Origin of the sequence: Desulfosporosinus hippei DSM 8344 (assembly GCF_900100785.1) — a bacterium.
Classification (GTDB): domain Bacteria; phylum Bacillota; class Desulfitobacteriia; order Desulfitobacteriales; family Desulfitobacteriaceae; genus Desulfosporosinus; species Desulfosporosinus hippei.
The window spans coordinates 74,995-93,424 of record NZ_FNCP01000008.1; the positions used below are offsets into that span (position 1 = coordinate 74,995).

An 18,430-nucleotide genomic window follows, 5' to 3' on the forward strand; every position below is an offset into this window, starting at 1 on the left:
TTAAGTTTCGAACCTCGTATTTTAATCAGTAATTCTATTTTACAGCTCAATGTCCCGATTGCAATCTTTAGTATAAATATAAGTGGAAGGTTTTCTACCCGCACCATAGTAGGCTTGAGGAACATACGGACCAAACCAGATGAAATCCTCCGTTTTCACAGGTAGCCATTTATCGTCAATCAAATAAACTCCCTCACCCTCTAGAAAATAAAGGCCATGTTCCTGAACATGGGTTTCCACGAAAGGATGACAGCCGCCAGGATAAAAACTAAGCGTATGAAAATTAACATCAAAGCCTAAATCAGTAGGCAGCACGTTTTTAATACGAACATTTTCCATACCATCATAAGCTTCATCAGGGATATCATTTAAGTTGCCTACAACAATTCTCGCTTCATAACCCACTAATGGTCGATAACGTTGTTTATAAAGAAGAAGTTTCCATGGTTCGTTGCTTGAATTTTTCAGTCCTACTCCTAATGAGGCAGGTGCAAAAACAAAGCCGCCATCCGTCAGTTCATAGGTCTTCTCCTCAACAGTTACGGTTCCTGCTCCTCCCATACAATAAACAAATGTTTCTATACCATCTTCTTTGAAATCAATGGTTGTCCCGCCATTTGATAATACTTCAACAGTATACATTGCAAACTTCGGCCCTAACTCGGGAGAGGCAATTATACTTGTATTACAATTCTCTAAATTAGGAATGACGTTTTTCACACGCCCTTCCGGTGGTATCAATGCATATCTGCCATGTTTGATAATTGCCCTCGTTGCTAAAAGATCATTTGGGTAACCCATAGATAACTTCTCCTTTCATATTAACAAGATTTTGACTATTGTCATATATTCGTCACTTTGCTTAAGGCGACCTTTAGAATAAATGGTTAAAAGGAAACCCTAATAAATATCAATCTTGGATAAACTATTAACCTTAAATCAGGCAGCTAAATTCTATTTGTGAATCGAACTTAGGAAATTTGGATAAATGAACAGCCTGACCATCATCAATAGTTGTAAAAGGATAAAAGCACGGGAATGAGTAATTATACATTGAATCAGAACTAGTGTGAACCAAAATTGAAAGGGGACATTTTCAATATGAATCGTATCATTAAAGTCGAACCTTTTACTAAAGAAGCCTTTGCACCTTATGGTCATTTGCTGATGCGTGAGCCGGGAGTTCCTCCTATTAAGACTACACCTCCAATTTTTGCTGACCGAATCCCTTTTGAAGTGGATGATGGTTCGGCCGAGTTCGTGTATGCTTTGCTTAAGCGAAAAGAATTTAAGTTTTCAGCCTTAGAACGTCACTTAAAAGTCACTCAAGGTTTCTTCCCCCTCTATGGCGGCCCCGCTATCATAAGTGTCGCTCCTGCCACAGACCCTAATGACCTGGAAGCTCTGCCCTCACCAGACTCAGTACGCTGCTTTTTACTGGAAAGCTATACGGCCTTTGTCATCCACCGTGGCGTATGGCACGGCACAATTCTCCCACTTGAAGAGTCCTTTGGCTATATTCTGGCAACACGTAAGGAAACAACGGATGATTCCATCGAGCCACTTTACGATGGGGATTGTCAAATCCGGGATCTTGGGGTAACTTTTGAGATTCAACTCTAATTAGTACAAAAAGGCATTTCCCTTATCTGTTAGGGAAATGCCTTTTCAATTTTTAACTTCCTGAAGGAAAATTATTCAAAGATCGTACCCTTTTTAAACTTTGAATCTTTAAAGGCAAACTTAGTAAGAAGATAATAAGAGATCCCGGCCACGACCAACCCGATAATCCAAGCCAGCTCAACTTTGGTAAAAGCTGCCGCAGCACCAATTAGCATGGCCAACACAGCTGCCGGATTATATCCTGAATAAGGGCCATTTTCTTTGTATAGATCAACAATGTCTACTTTTTGCTTTCTGAAGATATAGTAATCGATTAATAAAATTGAAACAATAGGGCCTAAAAATGCGGAATATATCAGGATGAACATACCCAGTCCTTTTGCCGACGAATCCTGAACAAGAACCCAAGGGAAGGAACCTAACGCAAGTAATCCGGTTATTGTAACTGCGACTTTGTACTTAAGCTTTGTGATTAGAGTGATAACATAGGTGGGCGGAATAATATTAGCTACCATATTAACTGCAATAGCACCCATAACAATAAAGGCTGATACAAAGACTGTGATGTAAGAATTATCGACTACGATTGCAAAGGCTTTCACCGGATTAGATATACCCGTTGCTGAAGCAAGCATTGCTCCAATTGCCAGTACGAAGCCGTAGGCTATTAATATAGGAAGGAAGTATAAAAATCCCCGTTTTCCGTCGCTAATTCCAGCTTTTAATTCTCTCGAATAATCTGCCGCGCTCAAGAAGATAGCCGCGTAGTTCCCCATGAACATCATAATGAAGGCAAAGAATGGCAAGCCCCATGAACCTTTGGCATGTACCCATTTTTCCGCAATTACTGCACTATGAGATGTCAAAAGAACACCAAACACATAAACAAGAGCGAGCATAATAACAATGGAAGTAAGGGATTCTACCCATTTAATGGCATGGAAGCCATACAAGGAAAGTCCGATTTGAACTAATTGAAGTACTACAAAGCAAACTGCCACATTATCAAAGGCGCCGCCTGTAAATACCTTGGCAATTTCGTTTAAAGCAGTACCTCCAATCCAGCTTTGAAAGCCGTACCAGACAATGGCGGGGATTCCACGCAAAAGGGATGAGATAACTGAACCTTTGATTCCAAAGGACATTCTCAGCTGGACAACATAAGGTATCCCTGTTCTGTAGCCAAGCCTATCATTCAAGGCAAAAATAGTTGAAATAATTCCAATGGCAATAATAGCTGCAGCAAATGTCTGAAATAGATTTAGAGTGGCAATTCCTGCAACAACTAAACTGGCTCCGAGGGTCATATTGCCTAAATTAACACCGTCTCCAATCCACATAAACATATAGTCTATGGGGCTAACCGTTCTACCCTCTAGGGTTTTAGGAATTAGTGATTCATCCACACCGGCATGTTGGATCTGCGTTGCAGTTGCAGCTTCTGTATTTGTTGACATCCTACACCCAACTCCTTCTTTTTATAAGTCCTTATTTCTGTAATTATGGTTTACAAATTAGGTCTCAGATGTTTGCCAATGGGCTTTGATACAATCTTTCCATCTTTAAACACTGTTGTTCCTCTGAGAATTGTTTGAGTAACCGCCCCACGGAACCTGTCACCAACATAAGGACTTACTTGGTATTTATAGAAAAGATCTTCGGCTTGCAATGTGAATTCCTTGTCTAAGTCTACCAAGGCAAAGTCTCCATCATAACCTACTGCAATTTTTCCTTTCCCCTCTATCTTGAAAATTTCATTAACATTTTGTGCAGTCAATCTGGCGATTTCCTCAAGTTGAACTTTCCGATCATGGTAGGCATGGGTAAGTAAGCCCGGGAGAGTTGTCTGGCAAGCTGAGATTCCACCCCAAACCTTTAAGAACTCACCATCTTTCAATTTCGGATCACAGGGTGAATGATCTGAGGATACAAAGGCTATCTCACCGTTTAGCAGTTTAGCCCACATTTTTGTTTGGTTCCCATTGTTGCGAATGGGCGGCGAGCATTTTGCGACAGTTCCTAAACGTTCCACATCATCGTCAGTAAGAATCAAATAATGTCCAATCGTTTCGCAGCAAACGTCCACTCCCCGGCTTCTGGCCTGAGTTACTAACTCTACAGCCTTGGCAGTACTGATATGGGCAATAATTAATTTGCAGCCTGTCTCTTCTGCAAAGGTAATCATACGAGATACATTTTCAATTTCCGTAATAGGCGGACGGGCTGCAAAATAATCCCTTACTGTTGTCTGGTTATTAGCAAGGGCTAAGGCCGTTAAATCCCTTGTGATTTCAGCATTTTCGCAATGCACCATAAGAGGCAGTCCAAGCTTGGCCAATTTTTCCATGCCTACTAATGCAGTAAAATCGTCCATTCTTTCGAACTCGTCAATGCCACTAAAGCAGGAAAATGCTTTAAATCCTATTACCCCACACTCTGCAAGCTCTTCAAGGTTATCTAGATTTTTAGGAGTGAGCCCTCCCCAAAATCCATAATCGACGAGAGAATCTTTCTGAGCTACAGCTAGCTTGGCATTAAAATTTTTAGCGTCCAGTGTACAAGGGCTGCAATTAAGGGGCATATCAAAGTAAGCAACTCCACCGCCCGCTGCCAGAGCACTGCTTCCTGTTGTTATAGTTTCCCATTCAGTTCTTCCTGGGTCATTAAAATGAACATGCCCGTCTGTTGCTCCGGGAAATACATATTTACCAGCAGCATCAATAATTTCTTTTGCATCCCAGGATAGTTCGCAGCCTATTTCTACAATCTTTTCGTTACTAACGGCTACATCCGCCTTCTTCACGCCCTCAGGACAAATAAGCATTCCGTTGCGAATGACAACATCATAACGCTTGCTCATGTACTATCCCCCCTACTTCAATTTTTTCACAAGTTCGCCAAATCCCTTTTGACCCACTACTTGACCATCTTTGGCTACGACCTGACCTCTGACTAAGGTACATACAGGCAACCCTTTGCCCTTTAAGCCTACGAAAGCCGAAATTTTATTGAGATAATGCAAGGAGTCTGGTGTGATTTCCCAATCTTGTTCAGGATCAAGTATGACCAGGTCTGCATCGAATCCAACTTCAATAGCGCCCTTTTTACCATAGATTCCGAAAGCCTTTGCCGGACCTTCACTTAAGGATCGAGCCAGTAAAGTAGGATTATAACCTCTCTTGACTACGCCTTCGCTAAATACAACTTGCATGACGTTTTGGATGGCACTGATCCCACCCCAAGCTCCAAAAATCCCATGCTTTTCTTCACTCTTTTCACTTAATTCGCAAGGTGAGTGATCAGAACCGATACAGGATAAGGTTCCGTTGTTGACATATTCCCACATTTCTTCAACCGCACTGGCTTCTCTTAAGGGAGGCGCACATTTGAACAAGCTTCCATTATTGATGACATCTTGATCTGTGAAGGTCAAGTAGTGACCGCAGGTTTCACCTGTTACATCAACACCTTCTAACTGAGCGTCTCTAATTATTTTGGCTACCTTGGGGTGGCTTACATGACAGATATGAACTTTGGCTTCCAGTTCCCGAGCCAGGTCAAGTATGTTTTGGGTGGCAATAAGTTCTGCAATGACCGGTCTGGTATTCAGAAAATCCTGCCAATCATTCTTCTCTTTTCTTTGTGCTCTGGCTTCTTCCCATTTGATAATAGAATAATCTTCACAATGGAAACCCGCACGTCCTCCACATTCTTTTAAAATTTCCAAAGCTTCTTTGGCCTGCCCAATGGATAAGGAAACATAATCAGGAGAAACCGGACCAATAAACGATTTAAAGGCCACGCATCCTTTGGCATCGAGTTCTGGCAATTTGTCTAAGTTATAGTCAACCAAGCCACCCCAGAAGCAATAATCTACATAAGCGTTGGGAGAAACCGTTTCTTCCTTCTTGTCGAAAATCTTAGCATCCGTCAAGGCAGGTTCATTCTGAAGAGGCATATCGACAATTGTTGTACATCCTCCAACGGCAGCGGCTGCTGAGCCGTGGGCATAATCCTCTCTCCAGCAGTAACCGGGATCGTTTAAGTGTGCATGACTATCAATTGCTCCCGGAAAAAGATAACTTCCTTTAGCATCGATAACTTCCTCTGCTTCAACAGAACTTCCCGCATCAATGATTGCCGCAATTTTACCATCATTTACACAAACAGATGCTTCAAAAATTCTATCAGCGTTTACGACCTTCCCATTTTTAATGACTAAATTAAACACATGCATGCCCTCTCTCTTATTCATAGAATTAGCATAAATCAACTAACCAGTATCAGGCCTACATTAACCATACTTTAATTTAGGAATCCCTCCTTTAAAACCGAATTGAAACTAATTTGCCAGACTTAAAAGAGTATGGTAGAGAACATTAACTCCATCCGCACAATCCTCCGGCGAACTCCATTCAGCCGGATTATGGCTGATTCCATCTTTTGATCTTATGAAGATCATACCGATAGGACAGATATTTACCACCTGCATGGCATCATGCCCAGCCCCGCTTGGCAGATAAAAGGGCTCAAATCCTTGTTTTTCAAAGGCATCTTTGGCAGCAAGTTGAAACTCTTCCGAACAAAGTGAAGGCGGGATGCGTTGTAAGACTTCAGTACGCATTTCCAGATTTCTTTCGCGGCAAATTCGTTTCGCTTCTTTAAAAATCGCATCTTCCACTTGATCACTAACTTCTTGATTGAGATCTCTTAAATCAAGAGTAATTTCAACCGTTCCCGGGATAATATTAATTCCGCCTGGTAATACACTCATTTTCCCAACAGTAGCAACCGTTGTACCGGTCTTTTTGGCTTCCTGTTCAACAGTTTGAACAAATTCGGCGGCTGCAACTAAAGCGTCATGCCTCATTGTCATAGGCGTTGTTCCGGCATGTCCTGCCTCACCTTTAAAGGTACATTTAAGCCATAATTCATTGACTATTCCTGTGACAATCCCTACTGATTGATTATTTTTCTCAAGCACCTTGCCTTGTTCAATATGCAATTCGATAAAAGCTTTTATAGTGCCTTTAGTACGAGCGGCACAACGAATCATCGTCGGATCCAGACCCTGAGCTTTCATAATTGTTGCCAGAGAGATTCCCTCTTTATCTTTAAGCTCTAAATCTTCAGGTTTCAGACTGCCGATCATTCCCCTGCTACCCATCATACTGAAGCTAAAACGAGCTCCTTCTTCATCATTAAAGGCATAGACTTCAATGGGATGTTCGGTCTTAATGCCCTGTTCCTGCATAGTTTGCAGAACTTCTATACCTCCGATTATGCCTAATGCACCGTCGAAGATTCCTCCGTTATATACAGAATCAACATGAGAGCCAGTGACAACCGCTGGGGCTTCCGGATTACGACCTTCCCTGCGCCCAACAATATTACCGACCGCATCCTCTCGCACACTTAACCCGGCTTCTTTCATATAGGAAGTTACGAGATCTTTTGCTCTACGATCCTCCGGGGTAAAGGCCAACCTAGTTATACCCCCAGATTCCTGTTTACCTATTTCCCCTAACTCCATCAGACGATTATATAGTCGTTTTTTGTTAATCACGATGCCACCTCTTAAAGCAATTTTATTTAGAAACGCTCTTTTCAGATTTTTTTCTTTACACTAATATTTTCTACAATTTTGGAAGTTTTGTCTTCTCATAATAAGGATAAAGATTTAGCTCCTATCTATCCTTGGTTGATAAGTCAAAATTATCAGAGTAAGAAGGCAGGGGGGCGTTTTGTTTGACCTTCGCAAACAAAACGCCCCCCTGCCTTGAAGATTGCTCTTTGACCTTGTTCTTATTGTCAAAGAGGTATCAACTGTCATGGATGCACATAAAATAAACACCCCCGTTAGAAGATGCTCTCATCCCAAAAAAATGCTGTTCATGCACTCTCAATCTCAGTAACTGCAATCTTTTTTAAGATTTCGACTCTTTCTTCTAGCTCTAAACTATACTTAAACTTGTCTAACAGATCCTTTTCTAAGGCAAAAGAATCTAAAGCCGATTTGCATTTTAGATACCAATGTATGCATTGAATGTTTTGAATTTTGCTACCGGTTTGTATTAGATTCGAACCCTCTTCGATTAAAATTCTTAAATCTTGTGCTGAAACCTCCACTTATTAACCGCCCCTCTATTGTCGCTGCCTCAACTAAAGTATAAGTATAATTTTTTAAATAAAATCTATTTCATTATATTATTTATTTGATATTAATCTAATTTACAATGTTATTGTAGTAGCTATTGGCATGAATATAAGTGCCAATAGCACATATTTCTAACGAAAATATCTATCTGGGAGTATCAACAATTATTCAACAAAAAGCTCCCCTATAAAATCGCTTTTGAGGGGAGCGTGATACATAGCAAGAATTTGATTGGCTAGTTAAAATATGGGATAGCTTGATTCTGAACCTTTTGGATTGGTAAGCCAAAAACAAATGTTGTCCCTATTTCCTCTGTTGAGACAAATTTAACATATCCACCCAGATATTTCTCTCCTAAGAGTTTCATACTATATATGCCTAAGCCCCGTCCTTCCCCTTTGGTTGAAAAAGTACGTTTAAACATTTGTAGTTGGATATCTTTCGGTATATATTGTCTATTATTCACTTTGAATTCCACATAGCCATCCTTCTTTATCCCCTCAACCGTTACAGTATCCATATAGGATGATTCAACAGCATTTTTCAGCATATTATTAAGGACACGTCTAACCAAAACAACATCACTGAAAACCAACACATCAATATCGCATTTAACTTCTATTGGACATGTGACACTGTTATTCTTTTTATACAGTTCAACTAACCTTTCAACAAGTTCCTTTACTCTGAATTCCGATAGGTTTAAGTTAAGCGTACCATTTTCAGCATTTTTCAAAGACTTTTGACTGTTAATCTCTTCAAGTACCTGTTCTATCGCCTCAAAGGCGTAGGTTGACAATTCCCTCGCCTCATTTATGTCCGTGATCTCTTTTATTAAAGAAATAAGTCCTTTAGCCGCTCCCGATGAGTTAATCAAGTCGTGAAAAAAAACCCGTTCATACATCTGTCGTCTCTTTTCTTCACTAATATCTCTGACTATAAATAAAGTAAAACCATATTTAATGGGTGCGGCATAAATTGAAAGTTCTAAACATTCTTCCCCATGCTCAGTATTCACCGTTAACAGACATTCCTTGGCAACCGGCGCTTTGGTCATCTGTGATTCTAGGATCGCCTGAATAGATCCGCAAACACTGCAATTTTCAGTGGTTCCGCAACCACCCTTCATCGTATTTGAATGAACGCAATTTAATAATTCCCCGGGCCGCAGACCTAAGAATTTTCTCTTGGCTGAAATGCCTATATGTTCCAGCAAGGCATCATTGGAATAAATGACCTGCCTCTCTTTGTTTAACACAAGTATTACACTGGGTATGAGTTTAAAAAGGTCAGGCACTAAATTTTGATCTATTATTTGCTCTGCTTGTATTTTAATTTCCCCATCTAATAAACGTTTTGCAGGTGCGAATTGTGTTTCTGTGTATGTAACTTCCGTCATGAAAATCCCCCTTAAACCTGAGAAAGCATCATCTAAATTAGATAAATAGTTGTTTACCCACGTAAATTCTTTATCGTGAATATTTTACCATAGAATATACCATTTAGTCTTTTTTCTTTGAATGACACTGTTAAGCTAGTAATAGAAGAAGAGGGCGTTTAAACTGCTAAGGAGTTTACAACGCCCTTTTTCTAAGATGAGGATTGGCTTAAATTGAACTTAAAACAGGATTACTTACTCTATCCAGTCTTAGTATCCAGACTTTCGGAAAATTGACTGTAGTAAAGATCTGCATAGAAACCAGCTTTTTCAAGCAGTTCGATATGGTTGCCCATTTCGATAATCTTGCCATCGTTCATGACCAAGATAAGTTCAGAATCACGTATTGTCGACAGCCGGTGTGCAATAACAAAATTAGTTCTGTCCTTCATAAGATTTGCCATAGCCTTTTGAATCAAAACTTCTGTTCTGGTATCTACGCTGCTGGTGGCTTCATCAAGAATTAAAATTGTCGGATCTGCCAGAATCGCTCGCGCTATGGTTAGCAGTTGCTTCTGACCCTGGGAAATATTCGTTGCCTCCTCATTGAGGACCGTATTGTAGCCATCAGGCAATGTTCTGATGAAATGATCTGCGTGTGCAGCTTTAGCAGCCCGCACAATTTCTTCCGTCGTTGCTCCTTGTTTTCCATAGGCTATATTCTCTTTAATCGTTCCATTGAAAAGCCATGTGTCCTGCAATACCATGCCAAACATCCTTCTCAGTTCGCTGCGTTTTAGATCTCTGATATCAACCCCGTCTACCCTAATTGTTCCTGATTTTATTTCGTAAAACCGCATTAGTAGATTTACTAAGGTGGTCTTGCCCGCACCTGTCGGACCTACAATAGCAACTGTGTGGCCTGGTTCTACATTGAGATTCATATCTTCAATCAAAGGTACATCTTCTTCATAGCGGAAATCTACCTGTTCAAAGCTTACCTGCCCTTTCGAGAATTCAATGATTTGAGCATTAGGTTTATCAGGTATTTCTTCCTCTTCATCAAGAATCTCAAAAACTCGTTCTGCGCAAGCTACTGTGGATTGAATCACGTTGGCAATATTTGCAGTTTGCGCAATAGGCATGGTAAAGGACCTTGAATATTGGATAAAGGCTAAAATGTCACCCAGCCCAAGTAAATTTCGAGTAATCCAAATTCCTCCAACTATACTAATACCTACATAGCCTATATTGCTGATAAAGTTCATCAAAGGAAACATGATCCCCGAAATGAATTGCGCTTTCCAGCCTGATGTGTGCAATCTGTCGTTAATTGCGTCAAATTTTTCAATTGAGTCTTTCTCTCGACCAAAGACTTTAACAATTTTATGCCCTGTATACATTTCTTCCACATGCCCGCTGAGCTGTCCCAGTTCTTTCTGTTGCGCAGCAAAATATTTCTGAGATTTCTTAGCAATAGTGGCGGTAGAAATAATGTACAAAGGTAATGTAGCGACAACTATAAGAGTAAGTATTGGACTAATCGTCAGCATCATAAGGATATAACCGATAATTGTAATTAGGGACGTGATAATTTGTGTTAAGCTTTGCTGCAATGTTGTTGCGATAGTATCGACATCATTGGTAACACGGCTTAAGATGTCGCCATGAGGATGTTTATCAAAATACCTCAGCGGCAAATTATTTAGTTTTAGATCAATTTGTCTGCGCATGTCTCGAACGGTTTTCTGAGCCACTCCCGACATCACTAGACCCATAACTAAACTAAAGACGGCGCTAATTAAATACATTCCTATCAGGATTAAAACAATCCTTCCTATATAATTAAAGTCATATTCCCCATTGGTTTCACGTATGGAACGAATTACTCCATTTATTTGATCCTCGGTTAATTTTATCGATTGTCCCTCAGTTTGACCTACAGGCATTTTCTTTACTAGATTCAACATCTGCTGAACAATGTCTGCTTTTTGATTAGGGTCTGTCACCGAACTAAGCATTGGCAGATTCATAAACTCTTGAACCCCTCGAAGGGTTTCAGGATCAGGAGATTGTGGGCTCTGCCCGACACCTGGAGTTTGTCCCTGCTGCATTTGGTTCATTTGTGTATTTATTTGCTGGGTAACCTGGGTCTGGGCCTCAGTCATTTCTCTAAGCATCATCTTCGCCATATATCCATCCTGAAGCTTATTCATAGCTTTACTGGTTATTTTAGGAGCAGCTATGGTAAAGATCGTGCTGGCAATCGCAAATATAAATACAACCATGAGGTTGGTTTTATGGGGACTCAAATATTTGATGAGCCTTTTTAAACTTGCTTTAAAGTTCTTAGGTTTTTGAACCGGCGCTCCAAAACCACCCCCAAAGCCTCCCCCACCCCCTCCAGGTCTAGGGCCGGGATTTTGTTGTCTATCTTGCTCACTCATGCGATTTCCTCCTCTGACAACTGTGAAGCAACAATTTCACGATATACATCGTTGGTAGCTAATAGTTCTTTATGTGTCCCCATTCCCGAGATCTGTCCTTTATCCAATACAATAATATTATCGGCATCCATGACAGTCCCTACCCGCTGGGCTACAATGATAACCGTTTCCTCGGCAATTTCCTTTTTTAAAGCTCCTCTCAATCGTGCGTCAGTTTTAAAATCAAGTGCTGAGAAACTATCGTCAAAGATATAGACCTCAGGTTTTCTGGCCAATGCTCTAGCTATGGAAAGGCGCTGTTTCTGTCCTCCTGATACATTGGTTCCACCTTGGGTTATATGATGTTCAAAGCCGCCCTCAAAATTTTCAATAAAATCACTAGCTTGAGCGATTTCAGCAGCGTGTTTAATTTCTTCATCCGTGATCTGCTCATTGCCGAATCGAATATTCTCTTTGATAGTTCCAGAAAACAGCTGGGATCTTTGCGGTACGAATCCGATCTTTGCCCGCAGGGTTTCCTGAGTCATTTCCCTTACATCTACTCCATCAACCAGAATACTTCCGCTGTCCACATCATAGAATCTTGGAATCAAATTAATTAGGGTGGATTTTCCCGACCCGGTACTTCCAATAATAGCTGTCACTTTTCCGGGATGAGCCGCAAAAGATATGTTACTCAATGCGGGTTCCTCAGCACCATGATAGGAAAAGGTAACATCTCTGAATTGCACATGGCCTTTTTCAGTAAAGGAGTCTATTCGTTTACTGGGATCCGTAATCTCAGGGATCGTATCCAAGACTTCATTAATTCTCACAGCTGCAGCCTGGGCACGGGGTACCATAATAAACATCACAGACAGCATTAACATCGAAAACATTATCTGCATTGCATATTGGGTAAAAGCTGCGAGTGCACCCAGATCCATACTGCCATTGCTAATTCGGATTCCGCCAAACCAGAGCACAGCTAAGGAAGTAAAGTTCATAATTAACATAATGGAGGGCATCATGTATGCCATAATTTTATTAACCTTAATATAGTTATCTGTAAGATCCACATTAGCATCGTTAAACCGTTTCATTTCAAGTTCTACGGTATTAAAAGCACGTATTACCCGAATCCCTGTCAGCTTTTCTCGCAGGACAAGATTAATTCTATCAATTTTGACTTGGACTAATCTAAAAAGAGGGATCATCCTGGAGGCAATCAAGGCAATAACAATCGTCAGAACCGGTATAGCAACGGCAAGCACCCAGGTAAGCTCTTTATCTTCCTGTAGTGCCATTATTATACCCCCAACCGCCATCATCGGAGCGCTGACCATCATACGCAAAATCATTACAGTAACCATCTGAATCTGGTTGATATCATTGGTGGTTCGGGTAATTAGTGTGGCAGTTCCAAGCTTATCAAATTCATGAAGCGAATAGCTTTCCACCACCTTAAACACTTTACTGCGTAAGATTGTGCCTAAGCCTACTGCGGATCTCGAGGACAAGTAAGTAGCTAAGATCGAACTCAAGGCTCCTCCCCCAGCGACTAAAAGCATAAATCCACCAATCTGCATAATCTTGTCGGTATCACCATGTAATACCCCATCATTGATAATATCCGACATTAAGGTCGGGAGATAAAGATCCCCTAAAGTTTGTAAAAATATCAGCACCAAAGCCCCTGCAATCATTGCTGAGTATGGTTTTAAGTATTTAAATAAATTCAACACACTAAAACAGTCCCTTCTGCCTATAACATCAAAAACAAAGTATAACTCACCCTATCAAATTCTATACTTTATCACTTTAATGATTAGTATGAACTCAAGGGATAGGGTTCTATGTAAGTCAAAATATTCCTATTTAACTATTGATCCTGCACCACACAAAAACCGCACTTTTAAAGGTGCGGTTTATTAAATAGTTATGGTATCGTCAGGACAGTTCTTTGGGCTTTCCATATATCCTAAACGTTAACGTATTGCTATTAACAATACTCCTAATCAGGAGGTATCCTTCTGAGAAATTTTGAAATTTAAAATCCAGGTTAGGATAAGCCACTGTTGCGTCCTGTCCTAGGGGAACATATTTCACAGGCAAGCTATGAGGAGAACGTTCAACCACACTTAAGGCAGGCGCGGCTAGGCAAACAGCATTGTAAAGAGTACTGGAAACCTGACATACTCCTCCCCCTAGACCAGGGACGAATGTATTCCCTTCAATTATCATAGCAGTCTGGTAACCTGCCTCTTCTGTTCTGGGACCTACCGTATTATTAAAAGAGAATACTTCTCCTGGTTTTAATACTTTACCATCAATGGCTTTTGCCGCAAGTTTAATGTTAAGGGATCGCTCTATTAGGGTCTGATCAAAGGTGGTGGTGTATTCACTTATCAGATCGCTTTTCTTGACGAGTTCTAGATCCTTTTTGGTAATTGTGGGTTTGACTTCTTTGAAAGGAACAACGATTGAATTATCCCCCTTTAATGCCTGTGTCTTTACGATCTGGGCAAGAGAATCGAGGTCGACTTCTTTTCCTTGATTTTCCGGAATTATTTCCAGGGAATTATCTGGGTTAATCAAAAAGTGTGCATCCTGAGCCGGCATGTTTAAAAACGAAGAATGAGTAGTCAGTGCCTCTGCTAGGAGTAAATCATCCCATTGATAATTAGGTTCTTTTATAATTCCAAAGCTTGCTTTATATTTGCTGACAGCTTTATCCAAGATTGTTCCTTCTCTACCAATCAAATAGGCCTCTTGAAGTGGTTCTTGATAGTCATAAGTAAAACCCAGATCCTTCATATTAATTACAAAATTTTTATTATCCGCAATGAAATGAATAGATCTTTGGAGATATTCATTTCTCTGTTGTTCCAATTTATCTCGAGCTTCCTCAATAGTTAGCTCTTCTAAAGGGATTTCTAATTCAACACCCTTAACAATCTGCCCTCTGTCCCAGGTATATAAAACCAGTGTAAAAGTGATCAGTCCGATTGCCGCCATTAGAATACCAAGAATAATTAGAAAGGGTTTATACCTTTTCAGAAAGTTTTGAAGTTGTGACAATTCCGCAGGGTTGGCATCCTCTTCCATGTATTTATCTCCCTTCTCGGCTAGTAACGTTTAACTATATGCGAGTCAGAAGAAAAATTTCACAGAGCTCTCTTGGTTATTTCTGGATTAAACTGTTAGAAACATAGTAGTAGTAGCCTGTCTGTTACCCTTTAAGGTGCAGACAGGCTACTACTACTATTAGGTATTGAACAATATTTGGGTACAAAATCAGCTCAACCGTTATAGGCCTACATCCAAATTCCTGATCCCTTCTTTAATCACTAACGGTAAGTCTGTCTTCTTATCAGTATTATAATCATAAATGACAATTACTTCTTCCCCGGTTGTAGCTAGCCCAATTTTTTCGCTAACAATTATGTACTCCATGACAAAACTTGATTTGCCCATTGACTTTACCCTAGCCCCAACCATTATTTGATCAGGATAAGCCAAGGGCTTGAGGTATTTACAAATCGTTTGAGCCAATATAACTCCTATGCCCGTCTTGGTTTTGAATTCATCGAACCGGAGCCTTCTAAGATATTCAAGGCGAGCTTGTTCAAAGTATCTTACATAATAGATGTTTTTTACATGGCCGGAAGCGGCCATCTCATTTTGAGTTATTGATATGCTTACTTGTACCGGAAAATCTACTAAATCCATAATACTCTCCTCTTTACAAAAATCATCTCTTAAGCATTTTAACTGCGGCAAAATACCATTTCATTAAGTTTAACCCCTAAATTTTCGGCGACAATCTCACATTTGGCTCGCAGCAAAAAATATAACCTTCTATCATCTTTACCAAGTTCTTCGAGGGATTCATAATTTGCCTGTCCCTTACTGATCACTAAGTCTGCCGATTTATATACATCCAGGAATTCTGGCGAACAGTCTTCGAGAATCGTCCCTAGAAAGCCACTGCCGTTCGAAATCACCCGAATCTGCCCTCCCATTCCTACATAAGCAGCGTCTTCCATGGTGGCATCATTTAAAATCGGTTGATCTTTAACTGCATAAGTCACCTTAACCCCATATTCTAAAAGCTGTTCAGCCAGTAACTTATCAAAGACAATTTCCCCACTGTTATCTCCGAGAATCAATATCTCCTGGGCTTCATTTAGACTTTGTTGGAAAGAAACATAATCGTCCCGCGTAAAACTTTTAGCCAAGGCCTCCTGAATACTTTTCTCAACATCAAAATCCTTCAGAATACCCATATCAATGATATTCCCGGCAACTGCGATTTGCAAAGACATTAACAGAGGATCTGTACTTTTCCGAATTCTCTCTTTGAGTTGAGGAAGAAGTTCAAGCGCCAAATCATTAGATTCTTTCTTAGCCTTATGAAAGGGATCCTCGATTCCCAACAGCTCATTTGCTCTTCTAAGAATTATGGTTGAGTTCTCTGCTGGAGTTCTTTGAGGATCTAAGTTTGAAATAAGGGGTAGAGTTGCCTGAATTATTTCTCTCGCTTTTTCCTCAGTGATGTCAGTTTGTGCCAAGGTATTAATCGTTTGCTTTATATAGCAAGGAATACATTCAAGAGTTACATTCACAAATAGTAGCCTCCTCTGTTTTTCGTAAGTTTTTATTCTTCGATCAGGTTCCAGAAATTCTTTATTCTAGAAATCCTCGAACTTCTTCGCAACAATTCTTTAGGTACAATTATTTTCCGATTAATTGACTCTCCACATTATAAAGAATCTCACAATCACACTGTCCACCATTCTTTTTGAATACATCGATTATCTCGTTAATCTTTCCCCTTTTAAACTGCATCTGAGTTAAGATCTGTTTAGTCAAACGAAGGGTATGGTCACATGACAACCCAGAGAGCTTCTCGTTTAATTTATAAAAAAACATTCTCCGAAAGAGCAGACTCAACAATACATAATCCTTATTTAAGGTAGCTTTCTCTTCATTAAACAGAGAATCATACTCCAGGGCTGCTGTTTGGATACCTGAGATAAGTCGTCGCTTAACTTCTTCTTTAATAAGTTTCTTATCGCTTAAAACCTGAGGTTTAGACCCAAGGTTTTCACTATTTTCTATGTCTATATCTAAATTATCTGTTTCCTGATCGTTAGATAGCTGCATTAAAACATACCCTCCAGTAATTCAAAGTTTTATTGCAGTATGTACTTAACCAAACAATTTATACCCTGCTAATTCTTACTAGTGCTATTGCCCTCCATCTTCATAAGCACTTTCTTTGTGCTTTACTTTTCTGGTATAGTCTTTGTTCGTTTTATGCGGGCGTGTGCCTGTATTGAACAGAGCTCTGGTTCTTGGTTTTCGAACCAGCTTTGTTTTACTTTTCATTCTAATTCTCCGGAGTATATAAGTTCTTAAACGCAGATATAAATTCATTTTCTACACTTGCAAAATCCCGAAGTGAAAATTCATGTTCCATCCCCTTGTCCGGTGGGACATCAAAAATCGGAAACTCCATTAATGTTTCAAACTCATAGTGTAGAAGAGTATCATCCACATTTTCAATCTGTTTCCTTTCTTCCTCCGACAAATCCCCCAGACCAAATCTATCATAAATAACACTTTGTAATTTTTCCTCGATAGCAAAATACTCCGGGAGGTTTTTCTTGACCGGCCTTGTCAAATCTGAAATATAGCTTTCACTAGCATCATGTATAAGGCATCCAAGTTGTACTCGCTCAGAATACCCCCGGCTTTTAGCCTCTTTATAGCAATGAATTGAGTGCTGAGCCACTGAATAAAAGTGGCTGCAATGTCCGTTGGCCCGGGTCATCAGTGATAATGAGTGGGCAATATCTTCAATCTTAATGTCTTCCATAATTGGCTCCAGTGGAAAGAACTTGATCTTTGAGTAGGTTAGTATGTAGTCGGACATAGTTACCTCACTTATAGTTTGGATTTTATCAGTATATTATTAATTACTTTCTTAGATCATAAACTATTATTTAGCTTTCTGTAAAGAGAACCATGATAGAACAAAAAAACCCCCATACAATTTGTATAGGGGCACGCGTAATTCTGGGAATGAAATAAAAATAACTACAACCTCATCCCGCCATTAACACTCAAATTATGACCGGTTATATACGAAGAATCATCAGAAGCTAAGAAAAGAGCTACCTTAGCAATTTCTGTCGGTTCGGCAAGTCTGCCCAACATAGTTTGCTTTGCAAATTTCTCCAGTAACTCTTGAGGAACAGTCTTTAAAATATCTGTCATTGTATAGCCTGGGGAGATTGCATTAACTCTTACTTGCGCTCCCTTCATGGTAAATTCTTTCGCCCAAGTTTTGGTCATCCCAATAATACCAGCTTTTGACGCAGAATAATTAGCCTGACCAATATTGCCATATTCTCCGACAACTGAAGATATATTGATAATAGATCCTTTACCATCAACCTGCATGATGGGGCCAATAAAGCGAGTCAGATTAAACGCACCTTTTAGATTTACGTCTATTACTAAGTTCCATTGTTCATCTGACATTTTTCCGGTAAGGGCATCCCTAGTAATCCCTGCATTATTCACTAGGATATCTACTTTACCATATTTCCCTTTAACGTAATCAGCTAACACTTTGCAAGCTTTGCTATCGGTTACGTTGAGTTCATACCCTTCGACATTATCATTTTGATAATGTAAAACTTCTATATCACAAACAATAACTCTGGCTCCGGCATTTGTAAATTCTTCTGCCATCGCCCGTCCGATACCTCTGGTTCCTCCAGTAATAACGGCCACTTTGCCATCTAATCTCATTAACCCCATCATCTCCTTCCC

Annotated in this window: 17 protein-coding genes; 1 reads left to right on the forward strand and 16 read right to left on the reverse strand. The window is 40.0% G+C overall.

The genetic code is table 11. The features are described 5' to 3' along the window. Nucleotides 1-39: 39 nt before the first annotated feature. Nucleotides 40-801: a (S)-ureidoglycine aminohydrolase gene (gene allE / locus BLS16_RS08840; RefSeq protein WP_092332406.1), complete on the reverse strand. Its 762-nt coding sequence runs from the start codon at nt 799-801 to the stop codon at nt 40-42. Between the two features lie 300 nt (nt 802-1,101). Here allE and BLS16_RS08845 point away from each other — a divergent pair, with 300 nt between their 5' ends. Beyond that, a complete protein-coding gene (locus BLS16_RS08845) occupies nt 1,102-1,623 on the forward strand; it encodes an ureidoglycolate lyase (protein WP_092332408.1) in 522 nt (173 codons plus the stop codon). A gap of 71 nt (nt 1,624-1,694) precedes the next feature. Here the strand turns inward: BLS16_RS08845 and BLS16_RS08850 are convergent, their stop codons facing one another. The 15 genes from BLS16_RS08850 to fabG all read right to left on the reverse strand — a co-directional run bounded on the left by BLS16_RS08850 (nt 1,695) and on the right by fabG (nt 18,409). After that, on the reverse strand, nt 1,695-3,080 hold the full coding sequence (locus BLS16_RS08850; RefSeq protein ID WP_092332410.1) for an NCS1 family transporter: 1,386 nt from the start codon (nt 3,078-3,080) through the stop codon (nt 1,695-1,697). A gap of 50 nt (nt 3,081-3,130) precedes the next feature. Further along, entirely contained in the window at nt 3,131-4,483 is a 1,353-nt protein-coding gene (allB, locus tag BLS16_RS08855) for an allantoinase AllB (RefSeq protein ID WP_092332412.1), read from the reverse strand. A 12-nt stretch (nt 4,484-4,495) separates the two neighbouring features. Further along, nucleotides 4,496-5,854 (reverse strand): allantoinase AllB, encoded by a 1,359-nt coding sequence (gene allB / locus BLS16_RS08860; RefSeq protein ID WP_092332601.1) that lies wholly within the window; start codon nt 5,852-5,854, stop codon nt 4,496-4,498. Nucleotides 5,855-5,965: 111 nt separating this feature from the next. Beyond that, the gene (locus tag BLS16_RS08865) at nt 5,966-7,189 is read right to left on the reverse strand and encodes a Zn-dependent hydrolase (protein ID WP_092332414.1); all 1,224 of its coding nucleotides are present in this window, start codon (nt 7,187-7,189) and stop codon (nt 5,966-5,968) included. A 326-nt stretch (nt 7,190-7,515) separates the two neighbouring features. Next, complete coding sequence (locus BLS16_RS08870) at nt 7,516-7,752, reverse strand: hypothetical protein (RefSeq protein ID WP_092332416.1); 237 nt, start codon at nt 7,750-7,752, stop codon at nt 7,516-7,518. A gap of 263 nt (nt 7,753-8,015) precedes the next feature. Further along, nucleotides 8,016-9,179: a sensor histidine kinase gene (locus tag BLS16_RS08875; protein WP_092332418.1), complete on the reverse strand. Its 1,164-nt coding sequence runs from the start codon at nt 9,177-9,179 to the stop codon at nt 8,016-8,018. Between the two features lie 239 nt (nt 9,180-9,418). Beyond that, a complete protein-coding gene (locus BLS16_RS08880; protein ID WP_092332420.1) occupies nt 9,419-11,605 on the reverse strand; it encodes an ABC transporter ATP-binding protein in 2,187 nt (728 codons plus the stop codon). Continuing rightward, nucleotides 11,602-13,329, reverse strand: a complete 1,728-nt coding sequence (locus tag BLS16_RS08885; protein WP_092332422.1) for an ABC transporter ATP-binding protein — start codon at nt 13,327-13,329, stop codon at nt 11,602-11,604. Before BLS16_RS08885 ends, BLS16_RS08880 begins: the two co-directional genes overlap by 4 nt. Before the next feature lie 205 nt (nt 13,330-13,534). Then, nucleotides 13,535-14,692, reverse strand: coding sequence for a VanW family protein (locus BLS16_RS08890; RefSeq protein WP_092332424.1), 1,158 nt, complete (start codon nt 14,690-14,692; stop codon nt 13,535-13,537). 201 nt (nt 14,693-14,893) lie between these two features. Continuing rightward, nucleotides 14,894-15,316 (reverse strand): acyl-CoA thioesterase, encoded by a 423-nt coding sequence (locus BLS16_RS08895; RefSeq protein WP_092332426.1) that lies wholly within the window; start codon nt 15,314-15,316, stop codon nt 14,894-14,896. A 38-nt stretch (nt 15,317-15,354) separates the two neighbouring features. Continuing rightward, a complete protein-coding gene (locus BLS16_RS08900; RefSeq protein ID WP_092332428.1) occupies nt 15,355-16,212 on the reverse strand; it encodes a damage-control phosphatase ARMT1 family protein in 858 nt (285 codons plus the stop codon). Between the two features lie 109 nt (nt 16,213-16,321). After that, nucleotides 16,322-16,753 (reverse strand): DUF2695 domain-containing protein, encoded by a 432-nt coding sequence (locus tag BLS16_RS08905; RefSeq protein ID WP_242876240.1) that lies wholly within the window; start codon nt 16,751-16,753, stop codon nt 16,322-16,324. Nucleotides 16,754-16,837: 84 nt separating this feature from the next. Further along, nucleotides 16,838-16,978 (reverse strand): hypothetical protein, encoded by a 141-nt coding sequence (locus BLS16_RS23535; RefSeq protein ID WP_176786110.1) that lies wholly within the window; start codon nt 16,976-16,978, stop codon nt 16,838-16,840. 1 nt (nt 16,979) lies between these two features. Next, nucleotides 16,980-17,525, reverse strand: a complete 546-nt coding sequence (locus tag BLS16_RS08910) for an HD domain-containing protein (RefSeq protein ID WP_092332430.1) — start codon at nt 17,523-17,525, stop codon at nt 16,980-16,982. Between the two features lie 164 nt (nt 17,526-17,689). After that, a complete protein-coding gene (fabG, locus tag BLS16_RS08915) occupies nt 17,690-18,409 on the reverse strand; it encodes a 3-oxoacyl-ACP reductase FabG (protein ID WP_092332432.1) in 720 nt (239 codons plus the stop codon). Between the last annotated feature and the right edge of the window lie 21 nt (nt 18,410-18,430).

What these genes read in the sequence shown, in the direction of transcription:
- allE (WP_092332406.1), bottom strand. Translation starts at nt 801, where the DNA reads ATGGGTTACCCAAATGATCTTTTAGCAACGAGGGCAATTATCAAACAT.
- BLS16_RS08845 (WP_092332408.1), top strand. Translation starts at nt 1,102, where the DNA reads ATGAATCGTATCATTAAAGTCGAACCTTTTACTAAAGAAGCCTTTGCA.
- BLS16_RS08850 (WP_092332410.1), bottom strand. Translation starts at nt 3,080, where the DNA reads ATGTCAACAAATACAGAAGCTGCAACTGCAACGCAGATCCAACATGCC.
- allB (WP_092332412.1), bottom strand. Translation starts at nt 4,483, where the DNA reads ATGAGCAAGCGTTATGATGTTGTCATTCGCAACGGAATGCTTATTTGT.
- BLS16_RS08875 (WP_092332418.1), bottom strand. Translation starts at nt 9,179, where the DNA reads ATGACGGAAGTTACATACACAGAAACACAATTCGCACCTGCAAAACGT.
- BLS16_RS08880 (WP_092332420.1), bottom strand. Translation starts at nt 11,605, where the DNA reads ATGAGTGAGCAAGATAGACAACAAAATCCCGGCCCTAGACCTGGAGGG.
- BLS16_RS08890 (WP_092332424.1), bottom strand. Translation starts at nt 14,692, where the DNA reads ATGGAAGAGGATGCCAACCCTGCGGAATTGTCACAACTTCAAAACTTT.
- BLS16_RS08895 (WP_092332426.1), bottom strand. Translation starts at nt 15,316, where the DNA reads ATGGATTTAGTAGATTTTCCGGTACAAGTAAGCATATCAATAACTCAA.
- BLS16_RS08905 (WP_242876240.1), bottom strand. Translation starts at nt 16,753, where the DNA reads ATGCAGCTATCTAACGATCAGGAAACAGATAATTTAGATATAGACATA.
- BLS16_RS23535 (WP_176786110.1), bottom strand. Translation starts at nt 16,978, where the DNA reads ATGAAAAGTAAAACAAAGCTGGTTCGAAAACCAAGAACCAGAGCTCTG.
- BLS16_RS08910 (WP_092332430.1), bottom strand. Translation starts at nt 17,525, where the DNA reads ATGTCCGACTACATACTAACCTACTCAAAGATCAAGTTCTTTCCACTG.
- fabG (WP_092332432.1), bottom strand. Translation starts at nt 18,409, where the DNA reads ATGAGATTAGATGGCAAAGTGGCCGTTATTACTGGAGGAACCAGAGGT.